The sequence below is a fragment of the Mesorhizobium sp. L2C084A000 genome (genome assembly GCF_000502875.1).
Taxonomy (GTDB): domain Bacteria; phylum Pseudomonadota; class Alphaproteobacteria; order Rhizobiales; family Rhizobiaceae; genus Mesorhizobium.
On record NZ_AYWX01000009.1, the window covers coordinates 556,838 to 580,092 of the forward strand.

Sequence of the window (23,255 nt, forward strand, 5' to 3'; positions counted from 1 at the left end):
GCGATGCACATCCTCACCACGACATCCGCCTCGCTCGACGACCTCGCCGAGCCGGTCGATCTGCGGCAGGCGCCGGCGGATATCGTGGCCCTGTCCTTCACCGACAGCGACCTCGCCGGACTGGCGGCAGCCTGGAAGGCCGATGCCGGCCGCCTGCCCTCGATGCGGCTGGCTGCCCTGCGTGACCTGCGCCATCCCATGTCCGTCGACCTCTGGGTCGACAGCGTCGCCCGTCACGCCAAGGTCATCCTCGTGCGCATCCTCGGCGGCTACGACTGGTGGCGCTACGGCTGCGACCAGCTTGCCTCGACCGCCCGCGCACACGGCATAAAGCTGGCGCTGCTGCCCGGCGAATGCCGCGACGAGGATCTGCGCCTGATCGAAGCCTCGACGCTGCCGCGCGAGGAGCTCGATGGCCTGCTCGACTATTTCCGCGAGGGCGGCCCGGCGAATATGAGCGCGCTGGTGCGGAGGCTGGCGCGACTGGCGGGACAGGATGCGGCTTTTGCAGAGCCGGTTCCAGTGCCGAAAGCCGGGTTTTATGAGCCAGGACTTGGGGTCGTTGGTGATCCTTCACACCCCCCTCTGTCCTGCCGGACATCTCCCCCGCAAGGGGGGAGATCGGACTTCATCAAAGCCGGCTCTTTTCCCGTTTCATTAGAAGCTGACGCGTCCGCAACCTCGACAATTGGCGAAATCTCCAATGACAGCGCAATCTCCCCCCTTGCGGGGGAGATGTCCGGCAGGACAGAGGGGGGTGTGAAGGAACTCGACGCTGACAACGTCAACGCTCCTATCATCCCCATCCTGTTCTATCGCTCGATGCTATTGGCCGCCGATGTCGCGCCCATCGATGCGCTTTTCGAAGCGCTCCGCCAGCGCGGCATCAAGCCGGTTCCCATCTTCGTCTCCAGCCTCAAGGACCCCGCATCCCTGGCCTTCGTGGAAACAGCACTCGCCTCGCTGAAACCCGCCGCCATCATCACCGCGACCGCTTTCGCGTCCGGCGCCGAACCCGGCAATGAGACCCTGTTCGACCGCGCCGGCATGCCGGTCTTCCAGGTCATCGTCGCCACCACCCGCCACGATGTCTGGGAGACCAACCAGCGCGGCCTGGCGCCCGCCGACCTTGCCATGCATGTCGTGCTGCCCGAACTCGACGGCCGCATCCTGGCCGGCGCCATTTCCTTTAAGGGTGAGAGCGAGACCGATCCAGCACTTGGCCACCGCGCCTTTGCCAACCGGCCGGAACCGGATCGTGTGGCGCAAGTGGCTGACCGCGTCGCGGCCTTTATCAAGTTGCAAGAGACGCCCCGCGCCGAGCGCAAGCTAGCCATCCTGATCCCGGATTATCCGAGCGCGCCCGGCCGCACCGGCTACGCCGTGGGTTTGGATGTCCCGTCCAGCGTGCTGGCCATGCTGCAGGACCTCAGCGAACAGGGCTATGTCGTTGAGGGGATTCCGCAAACGCCGCGTGAGTTGCTGGCGCGACTGGGCCAGGGCGGGCATGGCTTGGCCTTGAGGGATTATGTGGAGTTCTCGAAGGCACTGCCGTCTGCAGCAATTGCTGCCGTAGATGCAGCTTGGAAGGCTGAATATGAGATAGGTTTGTGCGAGGCACCCCCCTCTGTCCTGCCGGACATCTCCCCCGCAAGGAGGGAGATCGGCAGTTCCGCCATCGGCGCTCATTCTGCGACGTTCGTAGCTGGCGAAAGCGGCAATGAGAGCTCAATCTCCCCCCTTGCGGGGGAGATGTCCGGCAGGACAGAGGGGGGTGCTCAAGCGCCAACCGCCGCCCACTTCCCCTTCCGCGCCGCCACCTTCGGCAACATCACCGTAGCCCTCGCCCCAGACCGCGGCCGCTCCGTCGACCGCCGCGCCGACTACCACGACCCGACGCTGCCGCCGCGCCATGCGCTGATCGCCTTCGGCCTGTGGCTGCGCAAGTCGCTCGGCGTCCACGCGCTTGTCCATGTCGGCGCGCATGGCACGCTGGAGTGGCTGCCGGGCAAGACCGTTGCGCTTTCGGAGAACTGCTTTCCCGAGATCGTCACCGGCGCCTTGCCCGTCATCTATCCCTTCATCGTCTCCAACCCAGGCGAAGCGGCGCAGGCCAAGCGCCGCATCGCCGCCGTCACCCTTGGCCATCTGCCGCCGCCGCTGACCGGCGCCGGGCTCGACGAAAACCAACACAAGCTCGAGCGGCTGGTCGATGAATATGCCCAGGCCGACGGACTCGACCGTCGCCGCCGCGACCGGTTGGCAGAGCTGATCGTCGACACCGCGCAAAAGACCGGTCTCGCCTCCGAAGCCGGCGTCGCCACGACCGACGCACCCGACGAAGCGTTGCGCCGCATCGACGCCTGGCTCTGTGACCTCAAGGATTTTGCCATCAAGGACGGGCTGCATATCTACGGCCGCGCTCCGGAGGATGAGCCCGACGCCATGCGGCGACAAAGTGCTGAAGCCGAGAAAGCGGCGCTGCTCGCGGCGCTCGATGGCCGCCACGTCAAGGCCGGCCCGGCCGGCGCGCCCGCGCGGGGTCGCTCGGACGTTCTGCCCACCGGCCGCAACCTGTTCACCTCGGACCCGCGCACCATACCGACGCCGACCGCCTACGATCTGGGCAAGGCAGCGGCGGAGGAAGTCGTGCGCGGCTACATGCAGTCGCATGGCGACTGGCCGCGCTCGCTGGTCATCGATCTCTGGGGCTCGGCATCGCTGCGCACCGGCGGCGAGGAGATCGCGCAAGGCCTGGCGCTGATGGGCTGCCGACCGCAATGGGATTCGGCGACCGGCCGCATCACCGGCATCGAGGTGCTACCGCCGGCCGCGCTCGGCCGCCCGCGCGTCGATGTCACCTGGCGCATATCCGGCCTTTTTCGCGACATGTTCCCGACCCAGATCGCGCTGATCGATGCCGCCGCCAACGCGGTAGCCGCCCGCGACGAGGACGATACGGAAAACCCGCTCGCGGCCAAAACCCGTGCCGATGGCAAGCTCAGCCCGCGCATCTTCGGCACCTCGCCCGGCACCTATGGCGCCGGCGTCGAGGATATCTTGTCCTCCGGCAACTGGGCCGCGCGCGAAGAAATCGGCCGCGCCTATCTCGACGCCACCTCGCACGCCTATGGCGGCGCAGAAGGAGAAGGCATCTCGGCGCCCGGCGCCTTCGAAGGCCGCATCGCCGAAGCCGATCTTCTCGTCCACACCGGCGACGACCCCGCCCGCGACATCCTCGAGGGCTCCGCCGACGTCGCCTTCATCGGCGGCTTTTCGGCCGCCTTGGCAACGCTCGGCAGGAATGCCGACGTCATCGTGCTCGACACCACGGACCCGCAAAAGCCGAAGCCGCGCTCGGTCAGCGAAGCCGTATCGCGGGTGGTGCGCGCCCGCGCCGTCAATCCTCGCTTCATAACGGGACAAATGCGCCACGGCCCGCGTGGCGCCTCCGAATTTGCCGAAACCGTCGACCGGCTGGTCGGCTTCGCCGAAACCACGCATGCCATATCGGGCACGCTGATCGAGGCGGTTCATGACGCCTATCTCGGCGATCCACTGGTCCGCGCCTTCATCCTGCGCGAGAACCCCGCCGCTGCCAAAGTCATCGCCGAGCGCTTCCTGTCGGCGCGACGGCGTGGCCTCTGGCATCCCCTGCGCAATTCCATCGACGACGACTTGACGGCCATGATTGCCGAGGCCGAGGCGCTTGGGGTGGCGGCATGAACGCCTTCTCGCGCCGCGGCGCCTGCCCGGCTTTGTCGGCGCCAATGCAAACCGGCGACGGGCTTTTGGTGCGGCTCAACCCGGTCGCTGGAGGCCCATCTTCTGGAGGATTGTCGCCGAAGCTTTTGATCGGGTTAGCCGAATCCGCCTTGCGGCACGGTAACGGCATCATGGAAGTCACCGCGCGCGGCAGTTTACAGATACGTGGGCTGACGGGGGAAAGCGCGGCGCTGCTGGGGACGGAGGTCGATGCGCTTGATATCGCGGTGCGCACCGGCGTGCCGGTCGAGACCGGGCCGCTGGCCGGCATCGACCCGCAAGAGATTGCCGATCCCCGGCCGCTGGCGGAGCGGATCAGGGCGGCAATTGAAGAGGCTGGGCTGACGCAACGGCTCGGGCCGAAGGTTTCGGTGATTGTCGATGGTGGCGGGCAGCTTGGGTTGGATGCGGTCACGGCCGATGTGAGGCTGAAGGCGGTGCGGGCCAGCGCTGGCGTGCTGTGGGCTGTGTCTGTTTCAGGTGACGGCCAAAGCGCGAGGCCGCTTGCGACGGTCGATGACGATGTAGCGCGCGATATTGCCGTTGCGGTGCTCAGGATGATTGCCGAGAAGAGTCGGGAGGCCCATGCGAGGGATTTGACGGAGCGCCAATTGGTCTCTCTCGCAGGTTGGCACTCCGTCACACCCCCCTCTGTCCTGCCGGACATCTCCCCCGCAAGGGGGGAGATTGAGCCGTCATCGGCGCTTTCGCCAATTGCCGACGTCACGCCCACCGCCGAGGTGGCAGGACGAGTGCCGGCGCTGGAACTGCCGATCTCCCCCCTTGCGGGGGAGATGTCCGGCAGGACAGAGGGGGGTGTGCAGGATCGCCGACCCATCGGTCTTTTCCCTTTGAGCGGCCACGCCATGGCCCTCGGCATCGCCCTCCCCTACGGCAGCATGCCGGCCGACAAACTCATCGCCCTCGCTCAACACGCCCTCACCTTCGGCACGTCAGAGATCCGCCTAGCCCCAGGCCGCGTCTTGCTTTTCCTAGGTCAGCCACCGGCCGCCAACTCATCGCTCCAACACACCGCCGCCACCCTCGGCTTCGTCATCTCCTCCACCGACCCGCGCACGCGCATTGCCGCCTGCCCGGGCACACCAGCCTGCGCCTCCGGCCGCATCGCCACGCGCGACATTGCCGAGACGATTGCCGCTGAAAATGCCGACATCCTCGACTTCACCCTGCACGTTTCCGGCTGCGCCAAGGGTTGCGCCCACCCCGGCTCGGCGGCGCTGACGATTGTCGGCGGCGAAAACGGAGCCGGACTTGTCGTGAACGCGACGGCAAAGGGCCTTCCTGCCGGCTACAGGCCGGGCTATGACGCCGCGCGCGGCATTGGCCGCGTGGCGGCAATGATCCGCAGCGCACGATATCAAGGCGAAACCGCCGCCGCTTGCCTGACAAGGCTCGGGCCGGTGGCAATCGCCGAGGCTTACCGACAGGCCCAAACTGAAAAACGGAAATGAGCATGGCCGCCTACGACTATATCCATGACGGCACGGCGATCTACGAGCGCTCCTTCGCCATCATCCGCGCCGAGGCCGATCTGTCGCGCTTCTCCGAAGCCGAGGCCGATGTCGCCATCCGCATGATCCATGCCTGCGGCCAGGTCGAAGCCGCCAGTCATTTCGTCTTCTCCACCGATTTCGTTGCCGCCGCGCGCACCGCTTTGGCGGCTGGCGCGCCAATCTTCTGCGACGCGGAGATGGTCTCGCACGGTGTCACCCGCGCCCGGCTGCCGGCCGGCAACGAGGTGATCTGCACCTTGCGCGACCCGCGCACGCACGACATCGCCAGGGAGATCGGCAACACCCGTTCGGCCGCCGCGATCGACCTGTGGGGCGACCGCATGGCCGGTTCGGTGGTCGCCATCGGCAACGCGCCGACCGCGCTCTTTTACCTGCTGGAAAAGCTGCGCGACGGCGCGCCGAAACCGGCGGCCATCATCGGCATGCCGGTCGGCTTCGTCGGCGCTGCGGAATCCAAGGACGCGCTGGCCGAGAATTCCTATGGCGTTCCCTACGCCATCGTGCGCGGCCGGCTCGGTGGCAGCGCCATGACCGCCGCCGCGCTCAATTCATTGGCGAGGCCGGGCCTGTGAACGCCTTTCTCAAAGGCCGTCTCATCGGCGTCGGCACCGGTCCCGGCGACCCCGAACTGCTGACGCTAAAAGCCGCGCGCGTCTTGGCGGAAGCCGATGTCGTGGCCTATTTCGCCAAGCGCGGCAACAACAGCAACGCGCGTGCCATTGTCGAAGCGCAGTTCCGGCCCGAAATGACGGAATTGCCGCTGCTCTATCCCGTCACCACCGAAATCGACAAGGACCACGACGATTACCGCTCGCAGATCACGGCCTTCTACGAGGATTCGGCCGAGAAAGTTGCTGAGCATCTCCAGGCAGGCAAGATGGTTGCCGTGCTGTCCGAGGGCGACCCGCTTTTCTACGGCTCCTACATGCATCTGCATGTGCGCCTCGCCCATCGTTTTCCGACCGAGGTCATTCCCGGCGTCACCGCCATGTCCGGCTGCTGGTCGCAGACTGGTGTTCCGATCGTCCAGGGCGACGATGTGCTGACGGTGCTGCCCGGCACGATGAGCGAGTTCGAGCTGACGCGCCGGCTGGCTGACACCGATGCCGCCGTCATCATGAAGGTCGGCCGTAACCTGCCCAAGATCAGGCGGGCGCTGGAGGCTACGGCCAAGCTGTCGCGCGCCGTCTATGTCGAGCGCGGCACCATGGCCGGCAGCGTGTCGATGAAGCTGGCCGACAAGCCGGACGACAAGGCGCCCTATTTCGCCATCGTGCTGGTCGCCGGCTGGTCCGGCCGGCCTGGCGTCTTGGGAGCGCAGGCATGAGCGGTCGTCTCACCGTCATCGGCCTTGGCCCCGGCAATGCCCATCAGGTCACCCCGGAAGCCAGCCGCGCCGTCGCCGAGGCCAAATTCTTTTACGGCTACAAACCCTATCTCGACCGGCTGGAGCTGCGCCCGGATCAGACCCGCGTCGCTTCCGACAATCGCGAGGAACTCGCCCGCTCCAAGGACGCCTTGATCAAGGCGGCCGAAGGCCACGATGTCGCCGTCGTCTCTGGTGGCGATCCCGGCGTGTTCGCCATGGCTGCGGCCGTTTGCGAAGCGATCGAGGCCGGCCCGGCCGAATGGCGCGCGGTCGACATCGCCGTCGTGCCCGGCATCACCGCAATGCTCGCGGTCGCCGCCCGAATCGGCGCGCCGCTCGGCCATGATTTCTGCGCCATCTCGCTGTCCGACAATCTCAAGCCCTGGGAGCTGATCGAACTGCGCCTGCTGGCGGCGGCCGGCGCCGGCTTCGTAATCGCACTCTACAATCCCATCAGCAAGGCGCGCCCCTGGCAGCTCGGCCGCGCCTTCGAATGCCTGGCCGCGATTCTGCCCGGCACCACGCCGGTGATTTTCGGCCGCGCCGCCGGCCGCCCGGACGAGCGCATCGAGGTCACTCTGCTGGCCGATGTCGAGGCTGAAAAGGCCGACATGGCGACCTGCATCATCATCGGCTCGCCGGAAACAAGGATCATCAAGCGCGCGGAGAAGCCGGCGCTGGTCTACACGCCGCGTTCGTCCACGGGACGGACAAAATGATCGATCATCGCGGCGAGTTGTTCGACGGTTTCAGCCGAAGCAACATCCGGCAAAGCCGGCCTGCGGATCATGACCAGCTCAATCCCAAGCGCCCGCGCCGCAACGATCTTGCCATAAGTCGCCGCGCCGCCGCTGTTCTTGGACACGATGACATCGATGCGATACTTTTCGAGCAGCGCGCGTTCCTCCGCCTCACGAAACGGGCCACGGGCCAGAAGATAGCTCGCATCCGGCACGGCAAGCTTGGGCTCGATCGCGTCGACGCTGCGGACGAGATAATGATGCTGGGGCGCAGCTTCGAAAGCAGCGACCTCTTGCCGGCCCAGCGCCAGGAAAACACGGCGCGGCGCCGGTCCAAGCGCTCGCGCGGCATCGCCGGATGTATTGACCTCAGTCCAGCGGTCGCCTTCGACAGGCTCCCAGCCGGGGCGTCGCAGGGCAAGGATCGGCAAACTGGCAATGCGCGCCGCTTGCGCGGCATTGGCGGAGATTTGCACCGCATAGGGATGCGTGGCGTCGATCAGCAGGTCGGTGCCCGTCTCCCGCAGATAGGCGGCCAGCCCATCGGCACCGCCAAAGCCTCCGCTTCGCACCGGCACGCCTTGCGCGACCGGGCTTTCAGTGCGGCCAGCCAGCGACAGCGTGACCGAGGCTCGCGCCGCCAGTTTTCCGGCCAGTTGCCGGGCTTCGGTGGTGCCGCCGAGGATCAGAATGCGGTGGGTCATCATGCCTGCTAGGGGTCAATCGAGCGCCGCCTGGCTCACAATCGTCGGCATCGGCGAGGACGGTTTAGCGGGTCTCGGCGACGAGGCCAAGCAGCGGATTGCCCAGGCGGAGATCATCTTGGGCGGCAAGCGGCACCTGGCGCTGGTCGCCTCCTTCGCCAAGGGTGAGGCTCGCACCTGGCCGGTTCCGTTCGATGCTGAGATGCGAGACGTACTCGCCCTTGTAGGCAGGAACGTCTGCGTGCTCGCTTCCGGCGATCCGTTCTTCCACGGCGTCGGCGCCACCCTCGCCCGCAAGGTCAAGCCGCAGGAGATGCATGTCATCCCCGCACCGTCGGCCGTTTCGCTGGCGGCCGCGCGCCTTGGCTGGGCGCTGCAGGACATCGAGACCGTCTCGCTGCACGGCCGGCCGCTCGATCTGATCCGGCCGCTGCTGCAGCCAGGCGCGCGCATTTTGGCACTGACGTCGGATAGCGATGCGCCGGCGGCAATAGCGCGCCTGCTCACCGAACTCGACTTCGGCGCCTCACGACTGACGATCCTGGAGGCGTTGGGAGGGCCAAGCGAGAGCCAGCGCTCGACCCGCGCCGATGCCTTCGATCTCGAAAACATCCATCCGCTCAACGTGTTGGCGGTCGAAATTGACTCGGGTCCGGATGCGCGCGTCCTGCCGCTCACATCAGGCCTTGCCGATCATCTGTTCGACCATGACGGCCAGATCACCAAACGCGAGATCCGCGCCGTCACCCTGTCGGCGCTGGCGCCGCGGCGCGGCGAATTGCTGTGGGACATCGGCGCCGGCTCCGGTTCTATCGGCATCGAATGGATGCTGGCCCATCCTTCGATGCGCACCATAGCCATCGAGGCCGATCCGATCCGCGCCGCCCGCATTGGCCGCAACGCGGCCGCCTGCGGCGTTCCCGGCCTTGTCGTGGTGGAAGGCAGCGCCCCCAAGGCGCTTGCCAGGCTGGATACGCCGGACGCGATCTTCATCGGCGGCGGCGGCAGCGATGCCGGTGTCTTGAACGCTGCCATCAAAGCGCTGCGCACTGGCGGCCGTCTTGTGGCCAATGCGGTGACGCTGGAGATGGAAGCCTTGCTTCTCGCCCGCCATGTCTCGCTTGGCGGCGATCTCACCCGCATCGCCATCTCTCGCGCGTCGCCGGTCGGCGCGATGCAGGCATGGCGGCCAGCCATGCCAGTCACGCATTGGAGCTGGGTGAAGCCATGATGGTCGCGGGTATTGGCAGCCGAAAGGGCGTGAGCGTCGAAGACGTGCTTGCCGCGATCGAAACCGCCCTCGAAGCCTACGGGCTGGCGATGACGGCCCTTTCGGCACTGGCGACTGCCGAGTTCAAGAAGAATGAAGAAGCGATCGCCGCCGCTAGCCGCGCGCTAAACCTTCCGGTCATCATCGTCGACGACGCGACACTTCAGGCCGCCTCGTCGGACACGCTCAGCCATTCCGAGCTCTCGCAAGAACTCGCCGGCACACCATCGGTTTCCGAAGCGTCCGCCCTTGCCGTCGCCGGCAAAGGCGCCAGACTGCTCGGGCCCCGCACGGTGCTCGGCCCGGTCACCTGCGCCATCGCCATCAGCGGAGATGCGCCATGACCGTCCACTTCATCGGCGCCGGTCCCGGTGCCGCCGATCTCATCACGCTGCGCGGCGCTCGGTTGCTGGCGAGCTGCCCGGTCTGCCTGCATGCTGGCTCGATCGTCGCGCCCGAATTGCTGCAGCACTGCGCGCCGGGGACAGAACTGATCGACACCGCGCCGATGTCGCTCGACGAGATCGAGGCCGAGTATGTCGCGGCCCATAAGGCCGGCCATGATGTCGCCCGTCTCCATTCCGGCGACCTGTCGGTGTGGAGCGCTGTTGCCGAGCAGATCCGCCGGCTGGAAAAGCACGGCATCCCTTATACGCTGACGCCCGGCGTCCCCTCTTTCGCCGCTGCCGCCGCCGCATTGCGCCGCGAGCTGACCATTCCCGAGGTCGCGCAAAGCCTGGTGCTGACCCGCATTTCCGGACGCGCCTCGAAAATGCCGCCCGGCGAAACGCTGGCCGGCTTCGGCCGCACCGGCGCCACGCTTGCCATTCATCTGGCCATCCACGCCATCGACCGCGTCGTCGCCGAACTGACCCCGCATTATGGCGGCGATTGCCCGGTGGCGATCGTCTTCCGCGCCTCCTGGCCGGACGAACGCGTGCTGACCGGCACTCTGGCGACCATCGAAGCGCAGCTCGCTGCCGACCCGATGGAGCGCACGGCGATCATCTTCGTAGGCCGCTCGTTGGCAGCGGAAGGTTTTGGCGAGAGTTCATTGTACGACGCCCACTATCAGCGGCGTTTTCGCGGGCGGGACGGATTGTGAACGGCAGCACCAAAAACAACGGCGAAAACGCCACGCTCGAAAAAGCCTTGTCCCGGCTGAATTTCAAGCCGCTCCGGCTTGAACCGGGCCATGTCTGGCTGGCCGGCGCCGGCCCCGGCGACCCCGGCTGCCTGACCCTGGAAGTGCTGGCGGCTTTGGCCGAGGCGGATGCATTGGTCTACGACGCGCTGGTCTCATCGGATGTCGTCGCCGTTGCCGAAAATGCCGAGCTTTTCTTTGCCGGCAAGCGCGGCGGCAAACCGTCGATGAAACAGGACGACATCACCGCGCTTTTGGTGCGACTGGCGCGCGACGGCCGCCGCGTCGTCAGGCTGAAGGGCGGCGATCCTTATATTTTTGGCCGTGGCGGCGAAGAAGCTCTGGCGCTGGCGCGTGAAAACATCCCGTTCCGCGTGCTGCCAGGCCTGACCTCGGGCCTCAGCGCTCTGGCCGCGACCGGCATTCCGGCCACCATGCGCGGCATCAACAAGGCGCTGATCCTGGCGACCGGCCACGCCGCTGGCACCGATGACGATCTCGATTGGGCGGCGATCGCCCGCACCGGCCAGCCTGTCGTCGTCTATATGGGCATGGCCAACCTGCCTTTGATCGCGGCGGCACTGCTCGACGGCGGGCTGGCGCCTTCGACACCGGCGGCAGTGATCGTCGCCGCGACGACGCCGCAGGAACGAACCGTCGTCGCAACGCTCGCCACCATTGCCGAGAAAGCCGCAGCCGCCGGTCTCGCCTCGCCGGCGCTGATCGTCGTTGGCGGCATCGTCGCCATGCGCGCGGCCCTTGCGGGGCAAGCATGACGGCCCGCGCCATCATCATCGGCGCGCCGCGCTCCGGCTCCGGCAAGACCAGTGTCACCATCGGCATTTTACGCGCGCTCACCCGGCGCGGGTTGAAAGTGCGCGGCGCCAAATCCGGCCCCGACTATATCGACCCTGGCTTCCACACCGCCGCCACGGGACTGTCCGGCGTCAATCTGGACAGCTGGGCGATGCCGCCATCGCTGCTCAACGCACTCGCCGCGCAAGCCGCCGACGACACCGATTTCGTCATCCTCGAAAGCGCCATGGGCCTCTTCGACGGCATTCCGGCCTCGCCGGGGCGCACTGGGTCGGCGGCCGACCTGGCGCGGCTCTATGGCCTGCCGGTGCTGCTGGTGCTCGACGTCTCCGGCCAGTCGACCACCGCGGCCGCCGTCGCCAAGGGTTTTGCCACCTATGATCCGGACGTGCGCATGGCGGGCGTCGTGCTCAACCGGCTGGGCAGCGAGCGGCACCGGCGGCTGTCGGGCGACGCCATCGAGGCGATCGGCCTGCCGGTCGTCGGCGCCATCCTGCGCGATCCCTCGCTGAACCTGCCGGAGCGCCACCTCGGCCTCGTCCAGGCCGGCGAATATGACGACCTGATGGCGCATCTCGACCGGCTGGCCGACATGGCGGAAAAGTCGCTCGACCTCGACGCCATCATGGCCCTGGCGACACCCTTCACCCCGGCGCCCGGCAGCTTCGACGACGCGCTGGCGCCGCCCGGCCAGCGCATCGCGTTGGCCGAGGATGCCGCCTTCACCTTCCTCTATCCACATGTCGCCGCCTACTGGCGCAAGGCGGGTGCGGAAATCGTCCCGTTCTCGCCGCTTGCCGATGAAGCGCCCGACGAGGCTTGCGATGTCTGCTGGCTGCCCGGCGGCTATCCCGAGCTACACGCCGGCAAGCTCGCCGCCGCCGCGAATTTCCGCGCCGGGATGGCGCGTTTTGCAGCAACAAAGCCCATCCATGGCGAGTGCGGTGGCTTCATGGTGCTGGGCGAAGCGCTGGAGGACGCATCGGGCGAAACGCATGCGATGCTCGGCCTGCTCGGCCATGCCACCAGCTTCGCCAGGCGCAAGATGAATCTCGGCTACCGCGAGGCGCGGTTGCGCGCCGACTGCCCGCTGGGCTCACAAGGCGCGCTGATCCGCGGCCACGAATTCCACTATGCGCAGATGACGGCGACAGGCAATGACGAGCCGTTGGCCGACCTCGCCGACGGCCAGGGCAATCCGATCGGCGCCTCGGGCTATCGGCGCGGCCATGTCAGCGGCACCTTCTTCCACGCGATTGCGAGGGGCTAGAGCATGAAGTTCAAGAATCTGGCCCTTTCACCGCGGCAGGTCGTCGACGACATCGCGCTTTGCCTGGTCTTCTTCACAAGGCTGCCGCTGCCCGTTTTCGATTTTCGCGGCCGCAGCCTTGCCGCCGCGATCTGGGCAGCCCCCATTGCCGGACTTGTCGTCGGCCTGATCGGCGCCATCGTCTTCGCCACGGCGGAACGGTTTGGGCTGGCCATGGGGCCGGCGGCCGCACTTGCGCTTGTGGCAACCGTGCTCACCACCGGCTGCCTGCATGAGGACGGGCTATCCGACGTCGCCGACGGCTTTGGCGGCGGCAAATCACGCGGCCGCAAACTCGAGATCATGCGCGACAGCCGCATCGGCGCCTATGGTGCGGCGGCGCTGGGCCTGTCGCTGCTGATCCGCTGGAGCGCGCTGTCGGAACTCGTCGACCCTACACAGGCCCTGTTCGCCCTCCTGGCCGCGCACGCGGCCTCGCGCGGCCTGATCGGCGCCTTCATGCACCTCTTGCCCCCAGCGCGGGTCGACGGCCTCTCGGCCGACGCCGGCACCGTCTCGCAGGAAACCGCCATGGCCGGCGCCGTGCTCGGCGCGATCCTGCTGCTGCTGCTCGGGCTGGGCGGCGCCGTTTTCGCGCTCATCCTGCTTGGCCTGCTGTTTGCCGCCTTCCGTGTCCTTTGCCTCAATCAGATCGGCGGCCAGACCGGCGACACGATCGGCGCCTTGCAGCAGGCAAGCGAGATCGCGGTGCTGCTCGTCGCTTCCGTAGCGCTTTCCTGATCCCTTGGCCTGATCCCTTGGCCTGATTCCTTTTCGGAGACTTTGCCCCCATGCCCTTCAAATCGCTTAGTGAATTGCGCGCCGCCTGCCTCGACCTGCCGGCCGGCAGCGATGCCGCGGCCAATGCGGTCGTCCGCCGCCAGGACACGCTGACCAAGCCGCAAGGCAGCCTTGGTCGGCTGGAGACGATCGCCGCCTGGCTGGCGCGCTGGCAGGGCCGCGACATGCCGAAACTCGACCGCGTAAAAGTCTTCGTCTTCGCCGGCAACCACGGCGTCACCGCGCAAGGCGTGTCGGCCTATCCCTCGGAAGTCACCGTGCAGATGGTGGCGAACTTCGCCGGCGGCGGTGCCGCCATCAACCAGCTTGCCCGCATGGCCGGCGCCGAACTCGACGTCATCCCGCTCGATCTCGACCATCCGACCGGCGACTTCACGCAAGGGCCAGCGATGGATGAGAAAGCTTTTCTCGCCGCCGTCTCGGCCGGCTACGACGCGGTGACGAAAGACATCGACCTGATCTGCTTCGGCGAAATGGGCATCGGCAACACGACGCCGGCGGCTGCCATCTCAGCAGCCCTGTTCGGCGGCGGTGCGGAAAAATGGACCGGACGCGGTACCGGTGTCGATGACGCCGGGCTGAAGCGCAAGGTGGTCGCCATCGAAGCCGGCCTGAAGCGCCACGCTGCCGCCTTCGCCGATCCGCTGACTATCGCCGCAGCACTCGGCGGCCGCGAACTCGCTGCCATCTTCGGCGCGACGCTGGCCGCCCGGCATCTCGGCATACCCGTGCTGCTCGACGGCTTCGTCTGCACCGCCGCCGCAGCCCCGTTGGCAAAGCTGCACCCGGCCGGGCTTGCCCACACAATCGCCGCACACGTCTCGGCCGAATCCGGCCACCGTGGCCTGCTGGAAGCGCTCGGCCTGCCGCCGCTGCTCGATCTCGGCATGCGGCTCGGCGAAGGCTCCGGCGCGTGTCTGGCCGTCAACATCGTGCGCTCGGCGCTGGAGTGCCATGCCCGCATGGCAAGTTTTGCAGAAGCGGGTGTTTCGGAGAAGTAGGTATCCAACCCCCGTATCGACCGACAAAGAAGCCGTTGTCACGACAAAGGAAGCATCTTCCGGCATCGGCGATTCTCAACCGGGGAAAAGAGCATTGCTTTTCGATTCGGCCGGTTTCTGAGCCGCATTTTTCAACGCGGCTGAATCGCCACGAGATCCGGATAGCGGTTGAAGAATCACGGCCAGACGCATGCCCGAGACGCGCCAAACGCGTCTCGCTTTCAGGGTCTTTCCACCAACTCTTCTAGGAATTTGGTGGGTGCGCACAGGATTGAACTGTGGACCCGCTGATTAAGAGTCAGCTGCTCTACCAACTGAGCTACGCACCCACTCGGCCGGCAAAAACCGGCGTTGGCGGGCATATAGCCGCCACCACCGGTCCTGTCCAGCCCTGCCGGAATCATTTCCCGACAAATCGACCGAGCATGCGTTCGATCAGACGAACAGCTTGCCCTCCGCCACCTTGACCGCATTGCCGCCGATGCGCGCCGAGGCCAGTTTTCCGCCTTGCACGGTCAGTTCGAGGCGGATGCGCGATGGCCGGCCCATCTCCAGCCCCTGCTCGATCCACAGCTGCGAAATGCCGTCGGTCGGCGCGTCGAAATGCATGATGGCGCCGGCAAAGGCGGCAGCCGCCGAGCCGGTCGCCGGATCCTCGTAGGAAGGCGTGCCAGGCACGATCATGCGCACATGGAAGGCGCTTTCGTGGTTCACCGTTTCGCGGCAATAGACATAGGGGCTGGCAAAGGCCCATTCGCTCTTGCGCGGCGCCAGTTCCGACCAGGCCTGGTTGTCCAGCCGGATTCGGCCCGCCGCCTCGAGATTGGCAACCGGAATGGTGACGTAGGGCACGCCGGCCGACCAGAACGCGACGCGGTGATTCTCGAAGCCGATTTCATGCGGCGTCAACCCAAGGGCGGCGCCGATCGCCTCCGGATCGGCCTCGAGCTTCAGCGGTTCCGGCAGCTTCGCCAGGTCGAACTCGGCGAAGGTGTTGCCGTCGTGCTTGCTGACGGCGCAACGCACCGGGCCGATGTTTTCCTCCAGCACGAAGATGCCGGCGCCGCCCTCTTCCGCCAGTTCGGCCAGCGCGATCGCGGCGCCCACGGTCGGGTGGCCGGCGAATGGCATTTCATAGTCGGGGGTGAAGATGCGAATGCGGTTTCTGTGCTTGGGATTGTCCGGCGGCAGCACGAAAACCGACTCGGACAGGTTGAATTCGCGCGCGATGGCCTGCATCGCCGCCGTGTCCAATCCCTCGCTGTCCAGCACGACGGCCAAAGGATTGCCGGCCAGTCGCTCGGTCGTAAACACATCGTAAAGCAAGTAATTCCGAGTTTTCATTCCTGCCTCAATCCCAACATGGGCGAAATTTAATTTGATATTTGAACCAGTAAGCCTGATCTGTGCACAGATAGGGACATTGCGCATTATAGGGGTCCAGCGTGGACCAGATTGTCAATCTGCCAAACACGGAATCGGATTCCGCCATCGAGACGGCGCTTGGGCTCGACCAGACGGGGCGGCGCAAGTCGCGTCGGCGCGGCTGGCTCTATGCGCTGCTGGCGCTGATCGTGCTCGCCGCCGCGCTCGGCGTCTATCAGTGGTATGCCGGCTCGCCGGCCAGGATCGATTACACCACCGTGCCTGCCGCCAAGGCTGATCTCACCGTCGCGGTATCGGCGACCGGCACGCTGCAGCCGCTCACCCAGGTCGACATTTCAAGCGAACTGTCCGGCATCATCCGCTCGGTCTCGGCCGAGGAGAACCAGCAGGTCAAGAAGGGTGACGTGCTGGCGACACTCGACACGGTGAAACTCGAGGTCCAGATCGAGCGCGCCGAAGCTTCGGCCAAGGCCGCCGCCGCCAATGTCGAGGACGCCACGGTTACGCTGACCGAAAACGAGAAGGCGCTGGTGCGCGCCGCCGAACTGACCAGGCGTGGCATGGCGACCGACCAGTCGCTTGAAGCAGCAACCGCCACGCGCGACCGTTCCAAGGCAGCGCTCGACAGTGCGCAGGCCAACCTCGCCATCGCCCAGGCCGACCTCAAGGCGCAGCAGACCGACCTTGCCAAGAGCACCATCTATGCGCCGATCGACGGCATCGTGCTGACGCGCTCGGTCGATCCCGGCCAGACGGTCGCCTCCTCCCTGCAGGCGCCGGTGCTGTTCATCATCGCCGCCGATCTCAGGAACATGGAACTGGTGGCGGCGGTCGACGAAGCCGACATCGGCGCGGTCAAATCCGGCCAGCATGCCCGCTTCACCGTCGATGCCTTCCCCGAGCGGCCGTTCGACGCCGAGATCCGCGACATCTCCTATGCCTCGGTCACCACCGACGGCGTCGTCACCTACAATGCGCGGCTCGAGGTCGACAACAACGAGCTGTTGCTGCGGCCCGGCATGACCGCAACCGTTTCGGTCGTCACCAAACAGGCCAAGGGCGTGCTCACCGTGCCGGCCACCGCCTTCCGCTATCGTCCGGCGCAGCAGGCCGCCCGCGGCTGGAGCCTGAGCGACCTGTTCACCGGCCGCATGGGGCGCCCCGGCGGCAACCGCCAGCGCCAGGCCGCCACAGTGCCCACCGACGGCTCGCGCACGCTCTACGTGCTGGAGAACGGGCGTCCGCACCCGGTCAACGTCAAGATCGGCTCGACCGACGGCGAACTGACCGAGATCATTTCGGGCCTGGACGAAGGCGCTCAAATCATCACCGCGTCGCAGCAGCGGAGCTGATGCCGTGGCTGCGGGCGCGACCCTCATCACCTTCGACAAGGTCTGGAAGAGCTACGGCCAGGGCGAGGCCAAGGTGCATGCGCTGGCCGGCGTCGATCTTGCCATCCGGCGTGGCGAATTCGTCGCCATCATGGGTCCGTCCGGCTCCGGCAAGTCGACGGCGATGAACATCATCGGCTGCCTCGACACGCCGACGGCCGGAACCTATTCCTTCATGGGCATCGACGCCGGCCGCCTCGACCGCAACCGCCGTGCCATGCTGCGCAACCTCTATGTCGGCTTCGTCTTCCAGGGCTACAACCTGCTGGCCCGCACCACGGCGGCCGAAAATGTCGAACTGCCGCTGATCTATCGCGGCGTCGCCGCCCGCGAGCGCCGCGACCTGGCCATGCAGGCCTTGGCGCAGGTCGGCCTTGTCGGCCGCGAGCACCACACGCCGGCCGAACTGTCCGGCGGCCAGCAGCAGCGCGTGGCGATCGCGCGCGCCATCGTCACGCGCCCGACACTGCTCGTCGCCGACGAGCCGACCGGCAATCTCGACACCGCCCGCACGCACGAGATCATGGAGCTGCTGACCCGGCTCAACACCGGGCTTGGCCTGACCGTCGCCATGGTTACGCATGAGGCCGACGTCGCCGATTATGCCGAACGAACCATCCGCTTCCTCGACGGTCATGTCGCCTCCGACACAATGAAGCTGGAGACGGCATAACCATGATCTGGGAAACCGTCCGCCTCTCGCTGCGCTCGATCCGCCGCAACGTGCTGCGCTCGTTCCTGACCTTGCTCGGCATCGTCATCGGTGTTGCCGCCGTCATTGCCATGCTTACCATCGGCTCGGGTACCACAGCAAAGGTCAAGGCCGACATCTCCAAGCTCGGCAGCAATCTACTGGTGGTCCGCTCCGGCCGTCCGGCCGGCCCCGGCGGACCGGGCGGGCTCGACCAGGTGGTGCGTCCGCTCGCGGAAAAGGACCTTGCGGCACTTGTGGCGCATCTCAGCGGCGCGCGCGCGATTTCACCGGCCTCGCAAAAGCAGGTCCGCGTCATCTTCGGCACCGAGAGCCTGACCTCGGGCGTCACCGGCACCGACAGCGCCTATCTCGATGCGCGCGACTGGAAGCTGGTGTCGGGCCGCCCGTTCAGCGATTCCGAAACCCGCTCGGGCACCGGCGTGTGCCTGATCGGCGAGACCGTGCGCCAGCAATTCTTCGGCGCCGGCGATCCCGAAGGCGAGATCATCCGCGTCAACCGCACCTCCTGCAAGATCATCGGCCTGCTCGAGCCCAAGGGCTATACCGGCTTCGGCCAGGACCAGGACAATGTCGTGCTGATGCCGTTGCACGCCTACCAGCGCCGCATCGCCGGCAACCGCGACATCGACAACATCTACATCGCCGCCGACGACCGCACACCGACCAGCGAATTGCAGCCGCGCGTCGAGGATATTTTGCGTGATGCGCGCCGCATCACGCCGGACCGCGAGAGCGATTTCGCCATCCGCGACATGACCCAGATCGCCGACGCCATGGCCAGCGCCACAACCACCATGACCGGCATGCTGGGCGCCGTCGCCGGCGTCAGCCTGCTGGTCGGCGGCATCGGCATCATGAACATCATGCTGGTGTCGGTCACCGAGCGCACCCGGGAGATCGGCATCAGGCTGGCCATCGGCGCGCATGAGAAGCACATCCTGATCCAGTTCCTGGTCGAGGCGACGGTGCTGTCGCTGCTCGGGGGCATCATCGGCATCCTGATCGGCCTGGCATTGGCCGGCCTCGCCGCGGTGACGCTGACCATCCCGTTTGCGCCGAGCCCGGCGGTGATCCTGCTCGCCGTCGGCTTTTCCGCCCTGATCGGCATGGTCTTCGGCTTCTTCCCGGCATTGCGCGGCGCCAGGCTCGATCCGATCGACGCGCTAAGGCACGAATAGGGCAACCCGGCCAGAACGCGGCCGGCGCTCCGACCCGGTTTTGCACAGTCTTCGACGTTTCCACCCGGCCCGCCACTGTCCCCACACTGTTCGCGATGCTAGGGCAATTGACCTTGGGTGGAGGAATAGCGGGATGAGCAAGAAGGCGCGATTGATCCTGGCGATGGTCATCATCGAGGCGGCTCTTGCAGGCATCTGGTGGTATCTCGCCCGCTACGGCATGGCCAATCCCGACCGCGTCACATCGGATTTCCAGGCAGTCGTCGGCCAGACGATGGGAATGGCGATTGGCGGCTTGCTGGGCATCGGCTTCATCCTGTTCCTCGTCGCTGCCCACAACGATCGCAAGGCGGCACAGGACAAAACGCGCCCTTAATCCATGTTTGCGAAATGCCACTCGATCAGCGGCTTCATGTGCGGCGAGAGCCCATCCGGCAGGTCGGCCGCATGGCGGATGATCACCGGCCCCTGGATCTCCGGCTCGGTCTCGGTGGCGACGAAGGCTGAGATGCGCCTGGCGATCTCGTCTGCGGGCGCCGTCTCGTGATAGCGGCGGAAGATCACCGTGCCGCTGCTGGTCGACATGGCGTGGTATCGCTTGCCGCGTTCAGCACCTGACAGGTCGAGCCCAGTTTCCTCGCGCACCTCACGCATCATGTTGAAATCGACATCGACCAGCCCATCGCGAAAATCGATCGGCTCGAACGAGCCGGCAGCGAAATAGACGCGGCCGGCATTGACTGTGTGCGGCCCCATGCGGATCGCCACCAGCGCATTGTCGCCGGCCACCAGCATGGCATGGGCATAGGCATGCTCGGCGCCCGAATTCTCGCGCCGCTTCCGCCACAGCATGAACGTCGAGTAATTGACCGCATGGCAGCGGCCGACGAGACGGCTGTCGCGGTAGGCAAGTTGCGACAGCAGCACCACCATGCCGTCGAACAGCGCCGGATTGGCGGCGATTTCGTGCTGCCAGTTCTCGGCGATCGCCTCTGCATTGTCCCTTGCGAAAGGGTGCGGACCGGGATCGAGCCGGACGTCGATGTCGTCGACCGGCAGGATGACGTTGCGCGGCAGGTCGAAACTCATACCGTATCAGGCCCCAATACTGCTTACCGGACAATGTCCAGCGTGATCGCCACCGGGCAATGATCCGATGCCTTCGGCCGGTCCCAGCCGGCGCGCGGAAACCGCTCGACCTCCTGGCCGGGCGGAAAAATGGTGCGCCAGGGCTGGCCGTTGCGGATAATGTCGGGAACGGCCGTTGCGTTGCTGGCGGCGAGCCCCTTCGACAACAGAATGTAGTCGAGTTGGCACAGATGCCGCTCTTCGGGTCCTCGCGTGTGGTAGAAACTCCAGCGGTTCATCTCCGGCCGCCGCTCGACGACATTTTCGCAAAAGCCGCCTGCCGTCAGCACGTTGATGCAGGACAGGGCTTCGTCGACCACCTCGAAGCGATAACCGTCGATCGCATCGCCTGCTACCTTCACGCGCTGGCGATAGTCATTCATGTCGCCGCAGATCGCCCAGCGTTTGTCGGCGGCCCCACTTTTGTCAGCGGTGTCCCCACCGAAGCGCTCCTCGATGATGCGGCGCACGGCCTGCGCCTCCGCGATGCGCACCGGCATCGTCGCCTCGCGCCCGTCGAGTCCGTTGCGCGGCGAGCCCATCGACTTGAAATGCACGAGATAGAGCGTCAGCGGCACGCCGCCCACGGTGACGTCGATCTCCAGGCAGTCGCGCCGGAAAATGCGCTCATTGGCCTGATTGCCCAGTACCTCGAGTTCCGGCGTGTGCAGCCCGAACTGCTCGTAGGTGACGTAGGCGTGGCTGGTCATGCGCACGAATTCGATCGGCTGGCCCTGCGCGGTCTCGTTGCGCATCATCACGGCAACGTCGATACCGCGCGAATCATTGCCCGATGTGGTGTATTTCTGCCGGTAGCCCTGCCCCACCATCTTGAACAAATAGCCGTATTCGAAGGCCTTCAGCGCTTCGATGTTGTCGACCTCCTGCATGCAGATGATGTCGGCCCGGGTGGCAGCGATTGCCAGCGCCGTCAGTTGGCGCGTGTCGTCGGACTGGGCGATGGCGCGGGCCTGCTCCAGGATCCTGTATTCCGCCTCGCTCTGGATATCGAACAGCGCCAGCGTTCGATCCTCGTTGAGCTGGTTGCGATAGCCGGAAAAATCGAACCTGTTCATCAGGTTCTCGACATTGAAGGTGGCAAGGCGCAGCGACATGCCATGACCTTTGCCCGCAAGTGCTTCGGAAAACAAGCGCGCAAAACCACCATCTGAGATCGATTGGTCCTGGGCGCGTTCGCGTCATGGTTGACGGAACCTTTCCGTTCATCCGCCGTTCAGATGCAAACATCCATTGTTGCCCATTCCTCGGGTGGGCGTGGGGCCTGTAACTCTTGGAGAGTGCAATGAGTTCGCTCTTTTCTTCCACGGTCAAATCGGGGCTGATAGCCCTCGGTATCCTGTCCGGCGTCACGGCACCGTCCGCCGCCGGACCGATCATGCAGCCGGATCTGTCGATACCAACCAGCACGGCGGCGCCGAATGTCACGCCGGTTCGCGACAGTTGGGCCGGCGGCAACAACCGTCAGTTCAACAACGACGATTGGAGATGGCGCCGGTCGGGCAATTGGGACGGCGGCCGTCGACACTGGCAGGGCGGCGGCGGTAACTGGAATGGTGGAGACAACTGGCGTTGGCGCCATGGTCGCCATCACTATCGCGGCGGCCGTTACTACGATGATGGCGCGAGTGCCGCGATCCTGGGCCTTGGCCTGGGGCTTGGCCTCGGCAGCATGTACAACAATTACGACTACTATGACCGGCCGGCGCCGCGCCGCTACTACCGCGCGGGACGGCTTTCGAGCGCCCATGTCCAATGGTGCTACAACCGCTACCGGTCGTACCGGGCCTACGACAACACCTTCCAGCCCTACAACGGCCCGCGCCAGCAGTGCTACTCACCCTATTGAGCTGACCTGTAGCTGAGCCGACCGACAGAATGAAAAAACGGCGCCACTTGGCGCCGTTTTTTGTTCATGGAAGCCGCTGTTTTCGAGCGCTTGTGGATTTCGCTCAGTTCTTGGCCTTGTCGACCAGCTTGTTCTTGGAAATCCAGGGCATCATCGCGCGCAGCTTGGCGCCGACTTCCTCGATCTGGTGGCTGTCATTGTTGCGGCGGATGCCTTTGAAGCGGGACATGCCGGCGCGATATTCCTGCATCCACTCCGAGGTGAATTTTCCCGTCTGGATGTCCTTCAGCACGCGCTTCATCTCGGCCTTGGTCTCGGCGGTGATGATGCGCGGACCCGAGACATATTCGCCCCATTCGGCAGTGTTCGAGATCGAGTAGTTCATGTTGGCGATGCCGCCTTCATAGATCAGGTCGACGATCAGCTTGACCTCGTGCAGGCACTCGAAATAGGCCATCTCAGGCGCGTAGCCGGCTTCCACCAGCGTCTCGAAACCGGCCCGGATCAACTCGACCAGACCGCCGCACAGCACGACCTGCTCGCCGAACAGGTCGGTCTCGCATTCCTCGCGGAAATTGGTCTCGATGATGCCCGAACGGCCGCCGCCGACGCCGCAGGCGTAGGACAGCGCCAGGTCGAGCGCATTGCCCGAAGCGTCCTGGTTGACGGCGACCAGGCACGGCACGCCGCCGCCCTTCTGGTATTCGCCGCGCACCGTGTGGCCGGGACCCTTCGGCGCGATCATGACGACGTCGACCGTCGACTTCGGCTCGATCAGGCCGAAATGCACGTTGAGGCCGTGCGCGAAGGCGATTGCGGCACCGTCGCGGATGTTCGGCGCGATCTCGTTTCTGTAGATGTCGGCCTGCAGTTCGTCCGGCGTTGCCATCATCATCAGGTCGGCCCATTTGGCGGCGTCCGCCACGCTCATCACCTTGAGCCCGTCGGCCTCGACCTTGTTGGCGGTCGCCGAGCCGGCCTTGAGGCCGATGGCGATCTCCTTGGCGCCGGAATCCTTGAGGTTGAGCGCATGCGCCCTGCCTTGGCTGCCATAGCCGATGATGGCGACCTTCTTGCCCTTGATCAGATTGAGATCGGCATCACGATCGTAATAGACGCGCATTTTGTCTTCCTTC

The 23,255-nt window shown here is 65.9% G+C and carries 22 protein-coding genes and 1 tRNA gene; 17 read left to right on the forward strand and 6 right to left on the reverse strand.

The features are described 5' to 3' along the window. Positions 1 to 3: 3 nt before the first annotated feature. From X735_RS145550 to X735_RS145530, 5 genes are read left to right on the forward strand one after another with little or no spacing between them, the layout of a single operon-like run. Positions 4 to 3,726, forward strand: a complete 3,723-nt coding sequence (locus tag X735_RS145550; RefSeq protein WP_023812394.1) for a cobaltochelatase subunit CobN — start codon at positions 4 to 6, stop codon at positions 3,724 to 3,726. Further along, positions 3,723 to 5,237: a precorrin-3B synthase gene (cobG, locus tag X735_RS145545; RefSeq protein ID WP_023812395.1), complete on the forward strand. Its 1,515-nt coding sequence runs from the start codon at positions 3,723 to 3,725 to the stop codon at positions 5,235 to 5,237. Before X735_RS145550 ends, cobG begins: the two co-directional genes overlap by 4 nt. Before the next feature lie 2 nt (positions 5,238 to 5,239). Continuing rightward, positions 5,240 to 5,872, forward strand: a complete 633-nt coding sequence (locus tag X735_RS145540) for a precorrin-8X methylmutase (RefSeq protein WP_023812396.1) — start codon at positions 5,240 to 5,242, stop codon at positions 5,870 to 5,872. Next, positions 5,869 to 6,627: a precorrin-2 C(20)-methyltransferase gene (locus X735_RS145535; RefSeq protein WP_023812397.1), complete on the forward strand. Its 759-nt coding sequence runs from the start codon at positions 5,869 to 5,871 to the stop codon at positions 6,625 to 6,627. The genes X735_RS145540 and X735_RS145535 overlap by 4 nt, the downstream gene beginning before the upstream one ends. Then, complete coding sequence (locus tag X735_RS145530; protein WP_023812398.1) at positions 6,624 to 7,388, forward strand: precorrin-3B C(17)-methyltransferase; 765 nt, start codon at positions 6,624 to 6,626, stop codon at positions 7,386 to 7,388. Before X735_RS145535 ends, X735_RS145530 begins: the two co-directional genes overlap by 4 nt. On the opposite strand, the gene X735_RS145525 is transcribed toward X735_RS145530, so the two are convergent. After that, complete coding sequence (locus X735_RS145525; protein ID WP_023812399.1) at positions 7,352 to 8,113, reverse strand: cobalt-precorrin-6A reductase; 762 nt, start codon at positions 8,111 to 8,113, stop codon at positions 7,352 to 7,354. The two genes, X735_RS145530 and X735_RS145525, sit on opposite strands and share 37 nt — an antisense overlap. Position 8,114: 1 nt before the next feature. Here X735_RS145525 and X735_RS145520 point away from each other — a divergent pair, with 1 nt between their 5' ends. Genes X735_RS145520 through cobT form a run of 7 tightly spaced genes read left to right on the forward strand, consistent with a single transcriptional unit; the run spans position 8,115 to position 14,454 of the window. Further along, complete coding sequence (locus tag X735_RS145520) at positions 8,115 to 9,344, forward strand: bifunctional cobalt-precorrin-7 (C(5))-methyltransferase/cobalt-precorrin-6B (C(15))-methyltransferase (protein WP_023812400.1); 1,230 nt, start codon at positions 8,115 to 8,117, stop codon at positions 9,342 to 9,344. Then, positions 9,341 to 9,727: a cobalamin biosynthesis protein gene (locus tag X735_RS145515; protein WP_023812401.1), complete on the forward strand. Its 387-nt coding sequence runs from the start codon at positions 9,341 to 9,343 to the stop codon at positions 9,725 to 9,727. Before X735_RS145520 ends, X735_RS145515 begins: the two co-directional genes overlap by 4 nt. Beyond that, entirely contained in the window at positions 9,724 to 10,488 is a 765-nt protein-coding gene (gene cobM / locus X735_RS145510; RefSeq protein ID WP_023812402.1) for a precorrin-4 C(11)-methyltransferase, read from the forward strand. The genes X735_RS145515 and cobM overlap by 4 nt, the downstream gene beginning before the upstream one ends. Beyond that, positions 10,485 to 11,303: a uroporphyrinogen-III C-methyltransferase gene (gene cobA / locus X735_RS145505; protein WP_023812403.1), complete on the forward strand. Its 819-nt coding sequence runs from the start codon at positions 10,485 to 10,487 to the stop codon at positions 11,301 to 11,303. The genes cobM and cobA overlap by 4 nt, the downstream gene beginning before the upstream one ends. Beyond that, the gene (locus tag X735_RS145500) at positions 11,300 to 12,613 is read left to right on the forward strand and encodes a cobyrinate a,c-diamide synthase (protein ID WP_023812404.1); all 1,314 of its coding nucleotides are present in this window, start codon (positions 11,300 to 11,302) and stop codon (positions 12,611 to 12,613) included. The genes cobA and X735_RS145500 overlap by 4 nt, the downstream gene beginning before the upstream one ends. A gap of 3 nt (positions 12,614 to 12,616) precedes the next feature. Then, positions 12,617 to 13,393 (forward strand): adenosylcobinamide-GDP ribazoletransferase, encoded by a 777-nt coding sequence (locus tag X735_RS145495; RefSeq protein WP_023812405.1) that lies wholly within the window; start codon positions 12,617 to 12,619, stop codon positions 13,391 to 13,393. Between the two features lie 50 nt (positions 13,394 to 13,443). Further along, positions 13,444 to 14,454, forward strand: coding sequence for a nicotinate-nucleotide--dimethylbenzimidazole phosphoribosyltransferase (gene cobT / locus X735_RS145490; RefSeq protein WP_023812406.1), 1,011 nt, complete (start codon positions 13,444 to 13,446; stop codon positions 14,452 to 14,454). 253 nt (positions 14,455 to 14,707) lie between these two features. Here cobT and X735_RS145485 read toward each other — a convergent pair. Further along, positions 14,708 to 14,783: transfer RNA gene (locus X735_RS145485), tRNA-Lys, on the reverse strand. Positions 14,784 to 14,889: 106 nt separating this feature from the next. Further along, positions 14,890 to 15,798 carry a PhzF family phenazine biosynthesis protein gene (locus X735_RS145480; RefSeq protein ID WP_023812407.1) on the reverse strand — a complete coding sequence of 303 codons (909 nt, stop codon included), beginning with the start codon at positions 15,796 to 15,798 and terminating at the stop codon, positions 14,890 to 14,892. Between the two features lie 101 nt (positions 15,799 to 15,899). On the opposite strand from X735_RS145480, the gene X735_RS145475 reads away from it, so the two are divergent. From X735_RS145475 to X735_RS145460, 4 genes are all read left to right on the forward strand, one after another. After that, positions 15,900 to 17,192 (forward strand): efflux RND transporter periplasmic adaptor subunit, encoded by a 1,293-nt coding sequence (locus tag X735_RS145475; protein WP_023812408.1) that lies wholly within the window; start codon positions 15,900 to 15,902, stop codon positions 17,190 to 17,192. 4 nt (positions 17,193 to 17,196) lie between these two features. Further along, a complete protein-coding gene (locus tag X735_RS145470; RefSeq protein WP_023812409.1) occupies positions 17,197 to 17,904 on the forward strand; it encodes an ABC transporter ATP-binding protein in 708 nt (235 codons plus the stop codon). A 2-nt stretch (positions 17,905 to 17,906) separates the two neighbouring features. Continuing rightward, positions 17,907 to 19,124 carry an ABC transporter permease gene (locus X735_RS145465; protein ID WP_023812410.1) on the forward strand — a complete coding sequence of 406 codons (1,218 nt, stop codon included), beginning with the start codon at positions 17,907 to 17,909 and terminating at the stop codon, positions 19,122 to 19,124. 133 nt (positions 19,125 to 19,257) lie between these two features. Next, the gene (locus X735_RS145460) at positions 19,258 to 19,500 is read left to right on the forward strand and encodes a hypothetical protein (RefSeq protein WP_023812411.1); all 243 of its coding nucleotides are present in this window, start codon (positions 19,258 to 19,260) and stop codon (positions 19,498 to 19,500) included. Here the strand turns inward: X735_RS145460 and X735_RS145455 are convergent. Then, the gene (locus tag X735_RS145455) at positions 19,497 to 20,213 is read right to left on the reverse strand and encodes a hypothetical protein (protein WP_023812412.1); all 717 of its coding nucleotides are present in this window, start codon (positions 20,211 to 20,213) and stop codon (positions 19,497 to 19,499) included. The two genes, X735_RS145460 and X735_RS145455, sit on opposite strands and share 4 nt — an antisense overlap. A gap of 23 nt (positions 20,214 to 20,236) precedes the next feature. Beyond that, positions 20,237 to 21,367, reverse strand: a complete 1,131-nt coding sequence (locus tag X735_RS145450) for an endonuclease/exonuclease/phosphatase family protein (RefSeq protein WP_023812413.1) — start codon at positions 21,365 to 21,367, stop codon at positions 20,237 to 20,239. 188 nt (positions 21,368 to 21,555) lie between these two features. Here X735_RS145450 and X735_RS145445 point away from each other — a divergent pair, with 188 nt between their 5' ends. Then, on the forward strand, positions 21,556 to 22,119 hold the full coding sequence (locus X735_RS145445; RefSeq protein WP_023812414.1) for a BA14K family protein: 564 nt from the start codon (positions 21,556 to 21,558) through the stop codon (positions 22,117 to 22,119). Positions 22,120 to 22,222: 103 nt separating this feature from the next. Here the strand turns inward: X735_RS145445 and ilvC are convergent, their stop codons facing one another. Beyond that, the gene (ilvC, locus tag X735_RS145440; protein ID WP_023812415.1) at positions 22,223 to 23,242 is read right to left on the reverse strand and encodes a ketol-acid reductoisomerase; all 1,020 of its coding nucleotides are present in this window, start codon (positions 23,240 to 23,242) and stop codon (positions 22,223 to 22,225) included. Between the last annotated feature and the right edge of the window lie 13 nt (positions 23,243 to 23,255).